The organism is Brevibacillus sp. FSL K6-0770 (assembly GCF_038000275.1).
GTDB lineage: Bacteria > Bacillota > Bacilli > Brevibacillales > Brevibacillaceae > Brevibacillus > Brevibacillus parabrevis.
Genome location: NZ_JBBOBQ010000001.1, coordinates 2,912,363 through 2,930,349, shown reverse-complemented (window position 1 = coordinate 2,930,349; position 17,987 = coordinate 2,912,363). Strand labels below are relative to the sequence as shown.

The following is a 17,987-nucleotide window of genomic DNA, read 5'->3' as shown; positions in this document are numbered from 1 at the left end:
CCTCCTATTTCATAATGACAATATCAATAATATTAGTCGCACCTGTTCCCCTAACTCTCGCTAGCACATCTCCTAATTGCTCGGCCGTGACAGTTGTTTGAGACAAGTCTAATACTACCCCAGAAGTTTGTGAATTCTTTTTGGCTATTGCAGAGATAATTCGGCTTACATTTGCAGTGGTTGGAGTGTATACATCATAATTTACACCATTTACAACAAGATCTGATGTCCCGCCACCAGCTCTAGTGCCAGAAGGTGCTCTCAAAGTAACATTATTACCTAGACTTTGCATGTATTTAGCTGCATTCTTTTCACTTGCTGAGAAGGTTACTCCTTTAGCCTCGACTATCGTTAATGACCCCTGTGATGAGGCATTTGTTCCTTTAGTAGATCTATACGCTATATACCCTCTTGCAGTATATACAACTTCTACAACCTCTACAGTAGCCAAAAATCCAGCAGCGAACCCCTGTGTAAATTCCGTGATAGGATTATATTCTTTAAAAGCATTTTTCTTAAGATTATCACTAAACGATTTCAGCATTGCTTGCTGGTCTTTTGGAAGAGTATCGTAAGCAATTTTCCCTTGAACAACATTATTATAGAGAAGGGTCATTTTTGCTTGATTCCATCCACCATTACCTTCAGCTAACCCAATATCATGCCCAGTTGGATCAACAAATTTCAACGGATTATTATGTGTATACGTATACCGATTCAAACTAAGCGGATTATCCACTTGCCCCTTAACCGTATCCTCCGAAATAAACCTCCCCATCTTCGGATCATAGTACCGCGCCCGCAGGTAGTAAAACCCGCTCTCCTTGTCGTACATCTCCCCCGCATACGCAAACGGGTTGGGCATCGTTTCCTTGACCTTGTCCGCGAGCAGGTTGCCCCAGATGTCGTACTCATACGTATTCAGGACGTTGCCGCTTGGCCCCTTGATCTTCACGACATCGCCGTGGCTGTTGTAGTAGTAAGTGCCTTCCTGGTTCGTCGTGTAGTCTTTACGCCAGATTAGTTGGTTACCGAAGACATTGCGGGCTTTGACGCGGCCGTCTTGGGTTAGTTCCTCAATCACTTGGCCGTTCAGGTACACGTAGTGGGTGGTGTCGGTTACGGTTCCAGTCTGTTGCTTCGTGGCACGCAGGCCGCCCGGGTAGTACGTGTAGGTCGTGGTTCCTTTGTCGTCCTTGTATTCGGTCAGGCGGTTGAACAGGTCGTGTTTCAGTTCGTACGAGCGCGTCGAGTCTGCTGGTGCGTTGGCATACGCTTGGCGGTTGCCGCGGCGGTCGTAGGCGTATTGACGGGTGTTGCCCTGGATGGTCTCTTCCTTGATCCGGGACAGTTTATCGTAGGCGAATGTGCCGTAGGTGGCTCCTCCGCGCTTTTGACTCGTGATGTTGCCAAACAGATCGTAGCCGTTCGTCTCGCTCCAGCCGTCCGCATGATTGATCCCGGTAATTTCGGCAAAGGAGCTCATCGTTTTCTGCATCGCGTTCGGTTGGCCGGGGTACGAAACGGTGTTGGTCTCGCCGCTGTTCTTGATGTCGTACGTGTAGGTCGTGGTGCCGACGCTTGGGATGGTCACGCTGCTCAGGCGGTCGGCGCTGTCGTAGCTGTAATCGACCCGCATGGAAGGGGCCGAGCCGGATACCGCGCTGCGCGACGGGTAAATCAGGGCGTCGATGGCATCGTCCTGATCGGCGTGTACGAGCTGGTAGTCTTTTCCCATCATCGTCTGGTTGTTCAGGCGGCGGAACTCGTCGTAGCTGTAGCGGACGGTTTGGCCGTAGTTGTTGGTTTCCGTCAAAAGCGAGCCAGCGAGCGGATCGTAGGTGCGTTCCTCGTAGAAGCCATTGCCGGCGGACACTTTCGTCATTTCGTAAAACGGCGAGTATTGGTAGCTGAACAGGACGCCGTTTTTGTCCTGGAAGGTTTTCACCGAGCCGTTTTTGTCGTAGGTGTACTGCTCGGCTTTGGTTTCCGGGTTCTTTTCGGATAGTTTCCAGGACAGCGTGTTATACGTGTACACGGCGGAGGTCGTGCCATTTTCGACGACGGTGACGAGGTTGCCGAGTCCGTCGTAGCCGTATTCGTTGACGTTGTTCTCCGGGTCGCGCAGGTAGACGAGCTGGCCGTTGGCATCGTAGCGCAAGGTCCAGCGTTGGGAGGTGCTGCCGTCGGTTACTTCTTTGTCCGTGACTTTTCCGAAACGGTCTGTCTGGATATTCGTGACACGGCGCTTTCCGCCTTGCTGCTCGGTTTCCTCGGTGCTCTCTACCCGGCCGTACAGGTCGCGGTAGGTGGTGACGATGTAGCCGTTTGGTGCCATCGTTTGTTCGGTCAGGCGCGGCAAGTAGCTGCTGCCGTCGCGGTAGGCGTTGTTGCGATGGGAGCGGGTCGTTCCGAGAGCGTTCGTCGTTTGGTAGACAAAGCCGTCCCAATCGTAAGCATAAGAGGTGCTCTTGGCCTGGTTTCCGTAGGGAATCGTGCGGCTGACCTGCAAACCGTCTGGCGTAAACTCGTTTTCTACGAGCGGACGTGTGCCGCCGTTTTTCCCCTTTTGCTCCTGGTAGGCGATATCGCCATACGGGGTGTACGACGAGTCTGGCAAGGTGCGTTCGACGATCCCTGGCCCCGCCGTCTTCGTGCCAGTGGCATCGCCATTATAATGAGTTCTTTTATGTGCCAATCTATCGCCTTGGAACTTCACCCAACATTACGAGTGAAAGGTCGTATACTAGTAGTTGATCAGTACGTCGCATTGAACTGTTTTTTTGAAACTACTTTTCGCATAGAGATACTGTTGTGATGATATCTATCATTGAGGGCTGACTTCCATATCGTAACAGCCCTTTATTATTCGGAATGGTTTACACGGATTTATGTGACATAGCAGCTTATTACTTTATATAACCCGCTATTTTAAGTAACGTAATATTTGCAGGAATAAGTAGTTCATGTCTCTGGGATTCTCCATCAACCGTGTCAGTAAAAAAACATGTTTCACAATGTCTATACAATCTCCCTCTCGTTATTGATATCAGCAAGGATTCTTAGATGATCACTATTACATTGTGGACATACTTCTGATGAAGTAAAAGTCATGATATCTTTTACTAAACTTGATAGTCTCCATAAAATTTCAAATTCCGACTTTGGTTTTCGAACCACGTAGTCTTCAACAATCGTTTTAAAGTCATCACCTGTAGAACCAATAACATACATTTCAGGAGAAATTGTAGTGACAAATTGAAAAAATGTTTTTTCATTCTCTGGAAATTTGCAACTACTATACCTTCCTTTCGAATCCAATAATTGGACAATTGCTTCTTGATTACTTTTTATTATTTCAACTAACCGACTTAAAAAACTCGCCAATTCTATATGCTCAATCTCCAAAAACAACTTCACCGCTTCTAACCATACAACGTGAATCGCCTTTTTTTATTCATAATCTACAGCCTTTCTTAGATAAATATATTAAAAGGGAGCAAATTAACGCCCCCATTTATAAATATGCTACTCGAATTCTATGCAACTCAAGCTATGTAAAACCTTGTTCCTTAGCCATTTGAACAATGTGATTTTTCCACTGGATTATTTCCCTTGCTCCAACAACATTAGCTACGTTTGATCCATCTGTGTAAATACTAAGAAACTAAAGCTTCCTCCATTTACTTGGCCCTCTGCCAAAGCACGCTCGATTGGGAACAGTAAAAGATGACTTCTGGTACAGATTATAGAAGTCATCTTTTTAACATTATTACTTAAGCACAATCTATACAGAATTTTTGACAGCCCCTGGTCCACCTAGATTAGCTACTCCTTCTTTAAATTTCAATTTAATCACTTAAAAAATTAAATTGTCTCTGATTATACAAAATTCTTGACAGACCTGATAATTTTATTCGCTTGTCCCTGTAACCATAATTTTAAAGTACTCCTCTAGAATATTATAAAAATTTACTCCTTCGTCCAATTCCACATTTTTCATCAATATTGGTTCGATTGATTCTGATTCTAGTAAGAAAACCTCAAAATGCATTTGTTTAGTACTCCATACAATTACTCGTCCAACACATAATGATGTCTCTTGATCAATTACAGTACTTGGATTAAGAGCGTGTGCTGGTGTATCCCATTGATAATTATACTCCGTCTTAATCCCCATTTTGTTCAACAGGCTCTCATTTTCTTGAACCCAACTTAAAAATAATTTATTCACGCTTATCCTTCCTTTTTTCTAATTTTATATTTTTTGCAGGAGGTAATTCAGTGCGTGGCATTTCTCTTTTTTCACGAAGCCTTGCCATTGTAGATGTTGGACCAACCATATAAAGCCATTTGTGGACTGTCAACACCAAACTAGACAGATTTCTTAAGTGCTTTCTGTTTGTAAACGAGTGAACTCAAATACCCCAATGTCGAGTGAATTCTTGTTTCGTTAAACCATTTCACGTATGCCCCTAGTTCCTGCTTCAACTGTGCGAGTGACCCAAATCTTCGATTCTTGACAAACTCCGTTTTAATCAGCTTAAAAGTTGCTTCTGCGACTGCATTGTCATAGGGGCAGCCTTTCATGCTTAATGAGCGCTTGATGGTGAATGTACGGACGACGTCACCAATCGTACGATTGGTAAACTCACTGCCTCGATCCGTGTGAAAGAGCTGAATTTGACGTAGGTCTCCTTCTACGCTTGCAAAAGCTTGGTAGACGAGCGCAGCATCTTTACTGGTTCCACAACTATACCCAATAATCTCTCGATTGAATAAGTCCACGAGCAGACAGATGTAGTGCCATTTGTTTGCGACTCGGACATACGTCAAATCACTCACAACCGCCTCTAGTGGTTCATCTTTTGTAAACTCGCGGTTCAGCTCATTCTGGATTGGTGAATCGTTACACGGTGACTTATGCGGTTTATACTGGGAAACCGTATACGCCGATACAAGACCATTCTTTTTCATCAAGCGTCCAATCCGCCGTCTGGAAACGATCCATCCTTCTTTTTGTAGGGTTGCCTTGATCTTTCTGGTTCCATACACGCGCTGATTCTCATCAAAAATATGGATGATTGCCTGCTCCACCTCATCATCGATAGATGGCTGCTGGCTACTTTCATAATAGTAGGTACTCCGATTCACCTTGAGGATGGTGCACATGGCAGACACGGAGTATTTATGTGCATTGTGCCGGATCACTGTTATTTTCGTCCGAAGATCAGCGCTGCTTGCTTTAAAATATCGTTCTCCATCTTCAACCGTTGATTTTCCTTACGCAACGCCATGAGTTCATTTTGTTCCTCTGTTCGGTTGTCCTTTTCTTTGAAGCAACCTGTGGTTCTACTCTGTTTGACCCAACGGTCAAACGCAGATGCACTCAGATCATATTCTCTCAAAATATCTGCACGTGGTTTGCCATTTTCATAAAGCTGAATCATCTGCTGTTTGAATTGATCTGTAAATGACCGACGCTCACGTTTCCCCATGACATTCTCTCCGTTCCATGTCGATTTGATTTCAATCTACTAGACCCTAAGAGAATTGTCCAATTCACTGTAGCCGATCCAAGTCGGTTCATTCGGCACTGGGGGGTTACTTCAAATGTCCTCCTTTTTCTATAGAACTATAAAGCATCGTTCAGGACTGAGTAGACACTAAGATATGAAGACCCTAGATGATGTTTGTAATCACCTAGGGTCTACTATTTCTTAAATGTTAACTTCTATTCCTCGTATCGTTGCTTACTGAATCGAGTTATCCAACCGTCTTCTGTATACAATTCGCCTGCCAAACCATCACTTACATCTCTAATACTTTCAACCTGTTCATCATCGCTAATTACTTTGATAACTATTCCTTCTTCTTGTTCAAGCGTGCAAAGTAGATGGTGTAATGTTGTATCTACAATTTTAGGAATTATCCATTTAAGCAACTCAACTGAAGCTGGGTTTTCTTCAATGATTTTATTGTAAACCATTTGTGCTCTGGGGCTTTTCATCCCTCCTGTAATAATTCTATCCCAGTCATCAATTGCTTCATCACGTACCTTTTGCATCAATACTTCTCCAAAGTAATCCAAGGGTCGCTTACTCATATCAACTTTCCTTTCTGTATTTTGTCAGTCATACCAAGGGATTCTTGTTGGGTTTCGAACAAGCTGTTCTCGTAAATTGAGCAAGGACTGCGTAACAAGATATCTTGCTTCATCTCTGGATGCTCCCCCTGCTTTTAACGCTTCTACTGCAATTCTTGTGTGCTCAAACAATGTGTTCGGTCTACCACTTTCTTTAAGTTCCTTGAAGAGACGACGTTGTGCTGTAGTCATATCTTGATGACTCCACCCTCGTTCTTTCATAAATGATTGGCTTATAGCAAATCCCTCTTCTGGACTATACGTTGCATGTCCTTTAAATCCAGCCTTCGCATGAACATGATGCCCACCAACATCTTTATATTTTCCGAGTTGCTTTGCGATATCCTTACGCAATTGATTACTTAGTGCTTTTCCAGCATTAGTCATCAGACTGTCAAGTGATGACATTAACTGGATATTATATACCACTTTATCAATTTCATTGGCAACACTATACATGTACTGGTCTCTGAGATAATCAGCAGACATTTCAGCAATTACTTTTGTATGAGCGTCCCCATTCTCCCACATCTTAGTAAAAACTCTAATTTGGTCTTGAATGTTGGAAGGTAATAACTCGTCTCCTTGTTTCCAGTGCCCCGTTGGGTCAACATACCTCAACGGATTATTCTCCACATACGTATACCGATTCAACGAAAGCGGATTATCCACTTGCCCCTTATACGTATCCTCCATGATAAAGCGCTCAATGGATAAAGGTTAGGTGGCAACATTTCCGCTACCACCCTGCTACTACGCTGCCTGTTCTGTAAGGACTGGCATTTTATATTCCGTCTTGTACTTCATCATGCTGTATATGACATTGACCAATTTACGCATCACGCAAATAATCGCTTGCCACTTGGTTTTCCCTTCTGCCAGCTTTCTTTCGTAGTATGCATGGTAAACAGGATGATTGGGTTTCTTCGCCCTTGATACACCCAGTTGACGAATGGCAAGGTTATAGAAGATATCATACAGGCTACGGTTGCCTAACTTGCTCTTTTTACTCTTTTGCTTGTTCCCTGAACTATGCTGAACGGGTGCAATTCCAGCAAAATTAGCTAACTTGTCAGCATTGGAAAAACGTGAAATATCGCCAATCTCCGCGATTAGTTCCGCTGCCGTGACCGTACTAATTCCGTGCATGGTCTCTAATTTGTAATCCAATAATGCAAGATGCTTCGCCAACTCTGTATCAATTTGCTCAAGCTGATGGTCTTTGGCGATCAAGTCCCGAACCACATTTTTAACAAGAAAATCATTGACTCCTTGATAGTCTTTCGATGTGTCTCCATCTTGCTGTACGAGAGATAGAATGTCCTCTGCCTTCTTGGTAGACATGTAGCGATTGCTCTTCTTGTATAAGAAGTTAGCCAATTCATCCACATTCACCCCGCTCAAACAACTTGGAGAAGGATACTTCAGCCAGAAAGCTAATGCTGTTTTACCATCTACTTGTGAGAAGAATTTCTTGTAACTTGGATAGTGATAACCTAGCAATTGATGAAGCTGTAACTTGATTCCTGTTACAACACTCACAATGTTCTCTCTTCTTGTGACAAGCTGTGAGATTGCATAATAAAGGTCATGTGGATTCGCAGTCGGCAGTGTATCCAAGTTGGAAATCAGAATGCGAGCCACACACTCTGCATCCCACGCATCTGTTTTCTTGTTATTCGGACTGCTTCTCCGAATAGATATCGTAAGGGCAGGGTTAACCGATTTTACTTCGTATTTGTTTTCGTTAAGGAACATAGCCAATCCTCTTCCGTAGCCCCCTACATCCTCCAAGCCAAACACAGGGGTCAAGCCTTCCCTCTTTGCTAGTTTTTCTACTTGTTGCAGAAACTTAGGAAACGCTGACGGCTTGTTCTCGAATTGGATTTCGTCTCTCTTTTCATGGAAACAGGTCATCATCACCGCTGTATGATGACGTTTATGTAAGTCTACTCCGATATATAGGTACTTCAATTTATGATGCAAAAAGACTTCACCCCTATCTTTGATGAGTAATGATGTAGAGAAAAGAATGCCAGCACCCTCCGAACAAGCATTATTCAAGGATGAACACGCACGGATACGTTAGCTCGTACATTCTTTTCATGTCATTATCGTTCTATCATTACGGTTGTAATTTGGTGCTAGATAATGCCTTCGCTAAACGGATTTGCAGCAAGTATTCTCGTTGATGTAATTCCACCTGAAAGATGGCTTTTATTATTTCCTCTATCGTAGCGATGTTAAATACAGCGTTCTCTTGTTGAACATAGTCAAAAATTAATTGTGTACCTATTTCGCATGTCTGAATCTTGTCAAGAGAGCGTATTTCTTCCTGTTTATAATGAGTGAATTGAGCTTCCACGTTCGTTCCTCCCGCTACATAATGGCTTGGTGAAGTCCATTTGCTTCAATCTGACCATAGCGGTAGGTACCCTTGTAGAAGGCTTCACGATCAATCATTCGTTTGACCTGTACCTTGGTAAAAGACTTAGCATGTGTCGTTGTATACCCTTCTGCATTCAGTTGGTCAGCCAATTGGGACAGTGACCAAATGGGATGCATTTCACGTAAGGAGAACAATCTACGTACCGTCTCCGCCTGTCTCTCATCTATCTGAATGGCTTTCTGTCCTTTCGTTGCCGTATATCCGAAAGCAACGCCACCTCCTGCATATCCTCCTTGTTGCGCTTTCTTTTTTCTCCCCCGCCCTAGTTTGAGTGCGATTTCCAAACGTTGGTATTGATCGAGTAATTCCATCATGCCATTGATCAGAAAATCATTGGGGTCATGGGCATAAATACTATAGTTGGGCTGTTCGATTGCTTTTACATCTACGGCGTGCCGTTTTAACTCTCTTTGGATAAGGACTTTCACCATGTCCGCTCTCCACAATCGGGAAGTGTTGAGAACGATAATATGGCTTACTTTTTGCCAATGTAGATTAGCAAGTAATTCCTGTAGACCTGCACGCTCAATCGTTAATCCATCCTCGTCCACCTTTGCTCCGCTGATTCCTTCATCTTTGTAGATTCCGAGTAATTCTAGGTTATTCTCCTTGCAATAGCGCTCGATCTCTTCTACTTGATAGGATAGGCTGTACCCATCTTTTACTTGTCCTCTGGTGGATACTCTCACATAACCGACTACTTTCTCCATGCGTTTCACCCCTACCGTTACAGGAATTGAAATTAATGTAACGCTTAACCGAAACGTTATAGTTTCATTATATAACTCTTAACCGTAACATTCAATGACTTCCTCCTTCTTCGATGCTATAATGAAAACAAATTCCGTCTCTTAGGAGTCACTTTTCAGGAGAGAAACTACATGGCAATTCGTATAAAATTAAGAGAAATTCTTGAACAAAAAGGAATAACTCAGCGTGAGTTGGCTAGATTGACTGGTTTGCGAGCCAGCACAGTAAATCATCTTTGTTCTGAAAAGGTTGATCGGGTTTACTTGGAAACACTAGAACTCATCTGCAAGACTTTAAACATTCCTATTGAGCAGCTTATTGAAATTGAATAGCTGCTTATTGTAATTTCTACAACTTCACCGTGGAACTCGATGTGCAAAGCACTTATCTTCGATGTCAGATTCAGCACTGGATGTAATTTGCCCCCCACTGTTCCAATCGTCAATGCATCGTTTTCCCCTCGTTTTTCCATAGGTTGTACCAATTTGTCCTTATTTCTCCTACTTTTCACGCTTTGGCACCTTGAATCAGATACAATATTCTGTAATTATTATCGCTATCGTAAACGTAACAGATTCAATTGGGTGGATGTCTTCAGCCCTGAACTGAATCAACAATCTCCAATCTTTTTAACCCTTCCTTTTTCGGGATGGTTATTTGCTTTGCCAAACTCCTACGATTAGGAAGAGTGGATGTTGTATAAATTGCTCTTATTCCACTTTCTTGGAACAAATTCTTGATCATAGTGAAACCTAGATAGGTCTCAATCTTTGATATTTCCTCCTTGTTTTCCAAAAGCCATTCATAGTCAATCGTTTCCACATTTTCTGTGTATGGTAATCCAGCAAGTGTCTTTTGGGTTATGTAGGTAAAAAAGGAATGGGTGACGAGATGAATGGCTCTCTTCTCTTTGGTATATTTCTTCATGTCATTGTCACTCGGTCTAATTTCTAATCGTAAAATTCCTTTGGACTCCTCAATGATCTGTTTCGGTTCCTTTGCTCGTTTACATTGCTTGTATTTATCGTATAGCATGACTCTGCTGCTTTTGTTATAAAACTCTACTGTTTCGTCATGATTATAATTTCGCGTATCTTTATAGGGCATTTTCCCTTTGCTCAACTGACGAACATATTCCCCTGTTCGATTCCCAACATGGAAATTGCAGCATACATCTAAACGGGTAATTCTCCAATCTTCATGGGCAATATGGATGCCGAATAATTGCTGTAATCGTTCTTGTACAAGCTGAAAGAAAATGGGAATATCTGATTGTTCGATTGCTTTGACATTATTTCCATAAAGCAGCTTAGGAATGGAAACTTGAATAGTTAAAGTGCCGCTTGCTTCCTGATATTTGATATATGGAATGATCTCGTCTTGCATTTGGAATGTGGTCACAACACCTGTTTTCTGATTGCGGTATGTAAAAGATGCAAGGTTATATTGTCGTAATATTTCAGGTTGAATAAATACGGAACTTACTTTCATTTTGATGGAATCAAACAATTATATACTCTCCTTTTTACTATAAATTTTAATATATTGAATATGATTTGGACTGTTATAACAAAAGATAGCGACTCATACGTTTGATCACCTCCTTCGTCGATTTACAATAAATTTTAAGTTTTATCTTGTTTTCCCAGAGGAATTAAATCCTCTAGGGCGTTACTCGTACAATGCAGCAATCATGTCTGGATTTATGAAGTCTTTTAATCCCCACCACATATACTCTAGCTTGTTGCCATTCATTACTTTGCTTACGCCGAACCGTTCACATATCTCATGATACTGCTCTTTTCCAAGTTCACCATCTCGTTCAAGCAGTTGTTTTCCCATCCAGATCATCCCGCTGCGTTGAATCATTTTCACTCGTAGATTGTCCAAACCAAAGTATTCTTCTAATGCATGTAATCTCCCATAAATCAGATGAGGACTGACTTGTTCCATATGAACATTTCTTGTCTTGGCTGGTCTGATTACATAGCCTGTTTCAATTAATTCACTTGTTTCTTTGAGATGATCTCGTCTCATCTCCCCATTACCTTTGAGATAATCCTTTTGCTTGATTGCGCCATTTATTAATTTCAGACACTGCTCGGATATTTGAATTTCTCTTGTTTCTTCTTTATCGTTAATCAATATCAATGTTCGTTTCTCATCATTGACTTGATCACGTTTTAGATTGCGTAGTTCACTTACCTCTCTTCCACCCGCACCTTCGAATAACAGAGAGAGAATCACAGAATCCTGATCGTTATTACATTGGTCAATGATTGCATCGATTTCTTGCTTCGTAATAAATTGTTGATGGGTGTTTCCTACCATGTTCTTAAACCATTCTTTTGAAACGGACTCCAGTGGATTGGTGTCCTCTCTAAGACCCTCTGCCCTTGCCCAATTCAAGTAAGCAGATATCGTTCTACCAGCCGTATTGAGAGAGTCTCCTGTAGAAGCATGGAAGCTGTGCAAGGCAGTTTCAATCTCATCCAATGTAAAGTGGAGCAAATCCTTATCCTTTTCCACTTCGAACTTCATTGTCAGGTTGAAAACTCTAGAATAAGCTTTTTGGGTATTTTCTTTATATCCTTGAAGAAAGGCTGTTTTTGTTTCGGGGTTAAACATGGTTACACACCTTTCTTGATGAAACAGGAATACTATAAATTTATAGTTCGACTTCCTTGAACTGATATTACTATAAATTTGCATTTTAAAACAAGAGTTTTTTACTTCTTTTATGAAAAAAAGAACCCCAGACGAGTTTATTTCTCGCTTGGGGGCATAGTTGAATAGTTAACTTAATTCATTTAAAGCAGTAAAGTTAAGTCCTTCCTTCACTCAATTAAACTTAAAAATCATGTGGGTCGGACCATTCGAAATCTTCCTCCGCTAAATCCGTTCTACCTTCTAATGTCTTCAGAAAAAAGTTAATAGTATCTTCTAGTGCTTCTTCAATTGAATTACCAAATCCTGAAGTGTTGTCAGCAGTTCCATCCTCAAGACTTTTTACAGCAAGGTTTGGTAACCCAATATACCCACCTTTTGCAGTTTCAAGAATTTTTATTTTGAATTTTCCATATGGTACTTTATCAATAGCCCAGACATAATATTCGGCAACTACCTTATCGATTTTGTTAATTCCCGTGACTTTAATATCTTTCCAATCTCCCATTTAGTGACCTCCTTTACTACTTTCCAAAAGAAATAATAGTACCATCAGGAGCTATGTCGATATACTTACCATTTTTCCTATATCTCACAACACCCTCTACTTTACCTGACACTTTGTTTTTTGTCGCTCCCCTTAAATTTGACGCGAACCCTTGAGACTTCCTAATGTATTGTGCTACATCAGTTGCCCCAACTTCATCGCCATGTTTCAAGAAATGGTGAACTAGCGAATCTTCAATAGAATCAAAACTTCCTTTCCCCCATGAATCTATAAGTTTTCTGTCTACATCTATTAATTGATTTCTTACAAATTGCTTTGCTTCCGCCTGTCCAAGATTTTTTAACCCTGCAAACGCAAATCCTATTGCCCATTTTCCACCCGTTTTTTCTAGCCCCCATGGACTCCAGTTCAGAGGGTCTTCAAAGCCTTCTGCCTCTCTTGCTCCATCGTTAGAAGTATCATAAAAGAAAACACCAACTACTTCACCATCTTCAATAATTAAATCTTTATTATGGTTGGCGTCATTTGCACTCCATTTTTTCTCCTTGTAATTCTCATTATTGCTGCATCCACCAGGATGTGCCCACTTTCCATCTTTAGATTCACACCAATTCCCTGTCGGATCTACGAATCTAATCGGATTGTTATGCACATACGTATACCGATTCAACGACAACGGATTATCCACTTGCCCCTTATACGTATCCTCCGATATAAACCTCCCGACCCTCGGATCATAATACCGCGCCCGCAAGTAGTAAAAATTGCTCTCCTTGTCGTACATCTCCCCCGCATACGTAAACGGGTTGGGCATCGCTTCCTTGACCTTGTCCGCGAGCAGGTTGCCCCAGATGTCGTACTCATACGTATTCAGGACGTTGCCGCTTGGCCCCTTGATCTTCACGACATCGCCGTGGCTGTTGTAGTAGTAAGTGCCTTCCTGGTTCGTCGTGTAGTCTTTGCGCCAGATTAGTTGGTTACCGAAGACATTGCGGGCTTTGACGCGGCCGTCTTGGGTTAGTTCCTCAATCACTTGGCCGTTCAGGTACACGTAGTGGGTGGTGTCGGTAACGGCTCCAGTCTGTTGCTTTGTGGCACGCAGGCCGCCCGGGTAGTACGTGTAGGTCGTGGTTCCTTTGTCGTCCTTGTATTCGGTCAGGCGGTTGAACAGGTCGTGTTTCAGTTCGTACGAGCGCGTCGAGTCTGCTGGTGCGTTGGCGTAGGCTTGGCGGTTGCCGCGGCGGTCGTAGGTGTATTGACGGGTGTTGCCCTGGATGGTCTCTTCCTTGATCCGGGACAGCTTGTCGTAGGAGAATGTGCCGTAGGTGGCTCCTCCGCGCTTTTGACTCGTGATGTTGCCAAACAGATCGTAGCCGTTCGTTTCGCTCCAGCCGTCCGCGTGATTGATCCCGGTAATCTCCGCAAACGAGCTCATCGTTTTCTGCATCGCGTTCGGTTGGCCGGGATACGAAACGGTGTTGGTTTCGCCGTTGCTTTTGATGTCATACGTGTAGGTTGTGGTGCCGACGCTTGGGATGGTCACGCTGCTCAGGCGGTCGGCGCTGTCGTAGGCGTAATCGACCCGCATGGAAGGGGCCGAGCCGGATACCGCGCTGCGCGACGGGTAAATCAGCGCGTCGATGGCATCGTCCTGATCGGTGTGTACGAGCTGGTAGTCTTTTCCCATCATCGTTTGGTTGTTCAGGCGGCGGAACTCGTCGTAGCTGTAGCGGACGGTTTGGCCGTAGTTGTTGGTTTCCGTCAAAAGCGAGCCAGCGAGCGGATCGTAGGTGCGTTCTTCGTAGAAGCCATTGCCGGCGGACACTTTCGTCATTTCGTAAAACGGCGAGTATTGGTAATTGAACAGGACGCCGTTTTTGTCCTGGAAGGTTTTGACTGAGCCGTTTTTGTCGTAGGTGTACTGCTCGGCTTTGGTTTCCGGGTTCTTTTCGGATAGTTTCCAAGACAGCGCGTTATACGTGTACACGGCGGAGGTCGTGCCATTTTCGACGACGGTGACGAGGTTGCCGAGTCCGTCATAGCCGTATTCGTTGACGTTGTTCTCCGGGTCGCGCAGGTAAACGAGTTGGCCGTTGGCATCGTAGCGCAAGGTCCAGCGTTGGGAGGTGCTGCCGTCGGTCACTTCTTTGTCTGTCACTTTTCCGAAACGGTCTGTCTGGATATTCGTGACACGGCGCTTTCCGTCTTGTTGTGTTGTTTCCTCGGTGCTCTCTACCCGGCCGTACAGGTCGCGGTAGGTGGTGACGATGTAGCCGTTTGGTGCCACCGTTTGTTCGGTCAGGCGCGGCAAGTAGCTGCTGCCGTCGCGGTAGGCGTTGTTGCGATGGGAGCGGGTCGTTCCGAGAGCGTTCGTCGTTTGGTAGACAAAGCCGTCCCAATCGTAAGCATAAGAGGTGCTCTTGGCCTGGTTTCCGTAGGGAATCGTGCGGCTGACCTGCAAACCGTCTGGCGTAAACTCGTTTTCCACGAGCGGGCGCGTGCCGCCGTTTTTCCCCTTTTGCTCCTGATAGGCGATATCGCCATACGGAGTGTAGTACGTAATAACCCGCGACGAGTCTGGCAAGGTTCGTTCGACCACCCCTGGCCCTGCTGTCTTGGTGCCCGTGGCATCGCCATCGCGGTACGTGTACGAAATCGTGCGCGTCGCGCCCTGATTCCGATAGCTCTCGGAAAGGAGACGGCCCAGCGTGTCGTAGTCGTAGGTGACTTTGCCCCCGTCCGGGTACGTTTGGCTTTTGACCTGGCTTTGTTCATCAATGTCTAGCGAGAAGGTCAGGACGTCGGTCTTGCCACTTTCCAGCTCGACCCCGGCCACCGTGATTTGCGTTGGCTGCAACCCGTAGGCGTCGTAGGCGGGAAACGTTTGCGTTCTCGTCTTGCCGCCGAAGTTTTCCGTGACCGAGTAAAGCTGTTTGTTCGTGTATTCGTAGGTGCGCTCTGTCGTCTGGCTTTTGTACCCCGCCAGATTCGCTGGATACGAGTGGATCTCCGTTTCTTTTCGCAGCAAATACTGATCGTTGTACTCGTAGGACAGATTGGAGTAATACGGATCGCCGGAAGCGGCGGTCGCTTGCGTCCGCGTCGCCTTCAGCAAGGAAAAGGTGCGGAATCTCCCTTGGCTTTCCAGATCGTACGTCCATGTCGTCAAGATGCCGTCTGGCGCGAGTTGTTTGACCAGATGCCCGTACTCGTTGTATTCGTAGTACGTCTCTTGCGCGTAGTTGTTGAGTTTGGCGGCGTACGCGGCGCGCTTGGACAGAACGGGTTCTTTTAAATAGGACGAAAACACATCCGGGTCGGACACGGAGACGGGTTCCAGAAATACGTACTGGTAGGTCGGCTTCGTTTGGCGGCCGGAATAGGCATAGGTGGTATACGTTGTCGGGTTGTACGATACGGCATATTTCGCCCCCGCAATCGACGTTCCTCCCTGGCTGATTCCGGTCGTCTTCGCGCTTCGCAGCAGCGGCGTTCCGTCTGCGTTGATGCGGTAAAACAGCGAACGGGTGTAGCGGGACGGCTCCGTTTCCGTGACCTGGAACGTATCGCCATGCCGATCGGCCATGTTTTTCAGCCGGGGCAGCTGCTCTTTCGGCATTTTCCATATTTCGTAAAAGGTGTCGTTGTCGGCATAGCTTTTTTCCAAACGGTACGTGTTCGTGCCTTTTGGCGTTTGCAGGGCGTAGCTGTACGTGACCTTGTTCACCGGGTGATAGGAGACGTAGCTGAGGGCGTAACGGTCTTGGAACATGCGCACCAGTCCGTCTTTGATCGACGTCTGATCGAGTGTGTATGGCCGATATTCATACTGGATCGACAGCCCTTGCAGCGGGTAGCTGGCCTCCTGCATGAGCAAATAGTCGAGTTCCTTCCGCGTCTTTTTGTCTTCGGCCCAATATTTCGGCGACTCCTGGAGCGCCTGATCCGTTGCGACCTTGTCCAACGTGTACTTTTTGTTCAAGTTGAAATAGGCCATTCCTTTGGTGCGCGGGTTATGGTACGAGTAGCGGGCGGTGGTGTACGCGCCGTTTCCTTTGCCGCCTGGCGGGAGCACCTCTACACGAGTGAGCTGGGTGTAGATGGCCAAGCCCGATTTTTGTTCCAAATGGTAGCGGATGTGCTTGAGCACCGTCGTCTCCGATTTGTCCTTGTAGACGATCAGGTCTTGGGTCCGGTCGTTGACGCCCCTTCTTTTCAGGACCACATACCGCCCGACGCTGTCCTCGATGGAGATGAGCTCGCCGTCACTACTGACCGTGTACGTGATTTTATCGCCGTAGATGTTCGATTTGACGATCGTCCCTCTCAGCAAATCAAACTCGTAAATCCAGTTGCGGAAGGACAAGGTGTAGTTGCTGTTCAGTCGCTCCACGGAGAAGCTGGCATCTTTGTACGGATAATTGACAAACTGGTTGTAGTGGTATTCGAGCGACGTTCCGTCTTCGAGCGTAATAAAATAACGGTTGCCCGCCGGCAGATCATAGATTCGGGTGGTGTAGATTTCTTGCCCCGGGTTGCGGGAATCGTCGCTCACGGAGGCGGAGTGCTCGCGGGAGACGATCTCCAATTTCGGCACGTTGAAGTCCCAGCCGGTTGCAAATCGTTCCGGAGAGGAATGGGCTTCGTTGCCTGTCTCGGTTTCGTTCCAGCCGGGCACGCTGATTTTGCTGCCCAGAGAATGGTAGCGGCGTTGCAGGACCACGTCCAGGCCATGTTTGCCTTGCAGGTACACATCTTGCTCGACCAGATTGGCCGCCCGGTACACGTCGTCTACCGATGATTCGGTCTTGGAACGGGCGAAGTGAAACTCCTGCTCTTTTTCCGTGTACTGCGTAGGCGGCAGCGGCGTCGCTGCCTGGATGTCCATCGTTTCTGCGAGCTTGCGGATTTCCGCCATTTTCGCCGGGATAAGCGGTGTGAGCTTCTGGAGCCATTGCTGCTGGTCCGGCGTCACCGATTGATAACGGGAAAGAAGGTCCGTGTCGGTAAAAGCTTTGGCTTGCGCGCGCTCTTCTTCGGTGAGGAGCTGTTCCAGATCCGAGTAGAAATAGGCGGCAAATGTCAATAGCTCCCGGTCAAACGTGCGGTGGATTTCGCTGGCGGTGGAAGCGTCCAGTTGTGTCCAGGGCAGCTTGGCGATATCCGCTTCGGTATAGGTGGTCGGATCGCTTTTCGCGGGTTGTTGTTCGATCGGAACAAGCTGCTCGTCCGCGATGGACTGCTGGAGTTCGTTGGCCACGGCTTCCGGTGTGGATGCGGTGGTTGGTGTGTCCTGCGCTTCCTGTGGGAGCGGCTCTTGGGTTGGTTCGTTGGCCAGGGCTGCTCCTGGTGGCAGCAGGGTGATGCATAGGGCCAGGCAGAGAAGGTAGATGAGTGCTTTTATGGAAAGGTGTTTCATAGGGCCTCCATCATGGGTAGTAGTCCCCCCTTGGTGAGAAGGGGGGATT

13 protein-coding genes and 1 pseudogene are annotated in these 17,987 nt (G+C 45.6%); 1 reads left to right on the top strand and 13 read right to left on the bottom strand.

Annotated elements, in window-relative coordinates; all coding sequences use genetic code 11:
• Nucleotides 1-4 precede the first annotated feature (4 nt).
• The 9 genes and pseudogenes from NST23_RS14025 to NST23_RS13985 form a co-directional block, all read right to left on the bottom strand.
• Entirely contained in the window at nt 5-2,620 is a 2,616-nt protein-coding gene (locus NST23_RS14025; RefSeq protein ID WP_340963886.1) for an RHS repeat-associated core domain-containing protein, read from the bottom strand.
• A 401-nt stretch (nt 2,621-3,021) separates the two neighbouring features.
• Entirely contained in the window at nt 3,022-3,408 is a 387-nt protein-coding gene (locus NST23_RS14020) for a hypothetical protein (protein WP_141254296.1), read from the bottom strand.
• Between the two features lie 505 nt (nt 3,409-3,913).
• On the bottom strand, nt 3,914-4,234 hold the full coding sequence (locus tag NST23_RS14015) for an immunity protein TriTu family protein (protein ID WP_122966888.1): 321 nt from the start codon (nt 4,232-4,234) through the stop codon (nt 3,914-3,916).
• 140 nt (nt 4,235-4,374) lie between these two features.
• Nucleotides 4,375-5,498 (bottom strand): IS3 family transposase gene (locus NST23_RS14010; RefSeq protein WP_340963882.1). Its coding sequence is split into 2 segments (ribosomal slippage): nt 4,375-5,249 and nt 5,249-5,498, totalling 1,125 coding nucleotides; the frame shifts between segments, so codons are not numbered across the junction.
• Between the two features lie 236 nt (nt 5,499-5,734).
• Nucleotides 5,735-6,067, bottom strand: coding sequence for an epimerase (locus NST23_RS14005; RefSeq protein WP_229049917.1), 333 nt, complete (start codon nt 6,065-6,067; stop codon nt 5,735-5,737).
• Nucleotides 6,068-6,739: 672 nt separating this feature from the next.
• Nucleotides 6,740-6,856 (bottom strand): annotated as a pseudogene (locus NST23_RS28435) (RHS repeat-associated core domain-containing protein); the annotation flags it as partial.
• A gap of 42 nt (nt 6,857-6,898) precedes the next feature.
• Entirely contained in the window at nt 6,899-8,131 is a 1,233-nt protein-coding gene (locus NST23_RS13995; RefSeq protein WP_173598262.1) for an IS110 family transposase, read from the bottom strand.
• Between the two features lie 139 nt (nt 8,132-8,270).
• Nucleotides 8,271-8,510: a hypothetical protein gene (locus tag NST23_RS13990; RefSeq protein ID WP_007722200.1), complete on the bottom strand. Its 240-nt coding sequence runs from the start codon at nt 8,508-8,510 to the stop codon at nt 8,271-8,273.
• Between the two features lie 14 nt (nt 8,511-8,524).
• Nucleotides 8,525-9,304 (bottom strand): recombinase family protein, encoded by a 780-nt coding sequence (locus NST23_RS13985; RefSeq protein WP_173598263.1) that lies wholly within the window; start codon nt 9,302-9,304, stop codon nt 8,525-8,527.
• A gap of 171 nt (nt 9,305-9,475) precedes the next feature.
• On the opposite strand from NST23_RS13985, the gene NST23_RS13980 reads away from it, so the two are divergent.
• Nucleotides 9,476-9,676 (top strand): helix-turn-helix domain-containing protein, encoded by a 201-nt coding sequence (locus tag NST23_RS13980; protein ID WP_007722198.1) that lies wholly within the window; start codon nt 9,476-9,478, stop codon nt 9,674-9,676.
• Between the two features lie 262 nt (nt 9,677-9,938).
• Here the strand turns inward: NST23_RS13980 and NST23_RS13975 are convergent, their stop codons facing one another.
• The 4 genes from NST23_RS13975 to NST23_RS13960 form a co-directional block, all read right to left on the bottom strand.
• Complete coding sequence (locus NST23_RS13975; protein ID WP_173598264.1) at nt 9,939-10,853, bottom strand: phage/plasmid replication domain-containing protein; 915 nt, start codon at nt 10,851-10,853, stop codon at nt 9,939-9,941.
• A gap of 162 nt (nt 10,854-11,015) precedes the next feature.
• Nucleotides 11,016-11,972, bottom strand: coding sequence for a phage lytic cycle repressor MrpR family protein (locus NST23_RS13970; RefSeq protein WP_173598265.1), 957 nt, complete (start codon nt 11,970-11,972; stop codon nt 11,016-11,018).
• Nucleotides 11,973-12,195: 223 nt separating this feature from the next.
• Nucleotides 12,196-12,519 carry a hypothetical protein gene (locus NST23_RS13965; RefSeq protein WP_173598266.1) on the bottom strand — a complete coding sequence of 108 codons (324 nt, stop codon included), beginning with the start codon at nt 12,517-12,519 and terminating at the stop codon, nt 12,196-12,198.
• 16 nt (nt 12,520-12,535) lie between these two features.
• Entirely contained in the window at nt 12,536-17,938 is a 5,403-nt protein-coding gene (locus tag NST23_RS13960) for an RHS repeat domain-containing protein (protein WP_340963877.1), read from the bottom strand.
• Nucleotides 17,939-17,987: the final 49 nt, after the last annotated feature.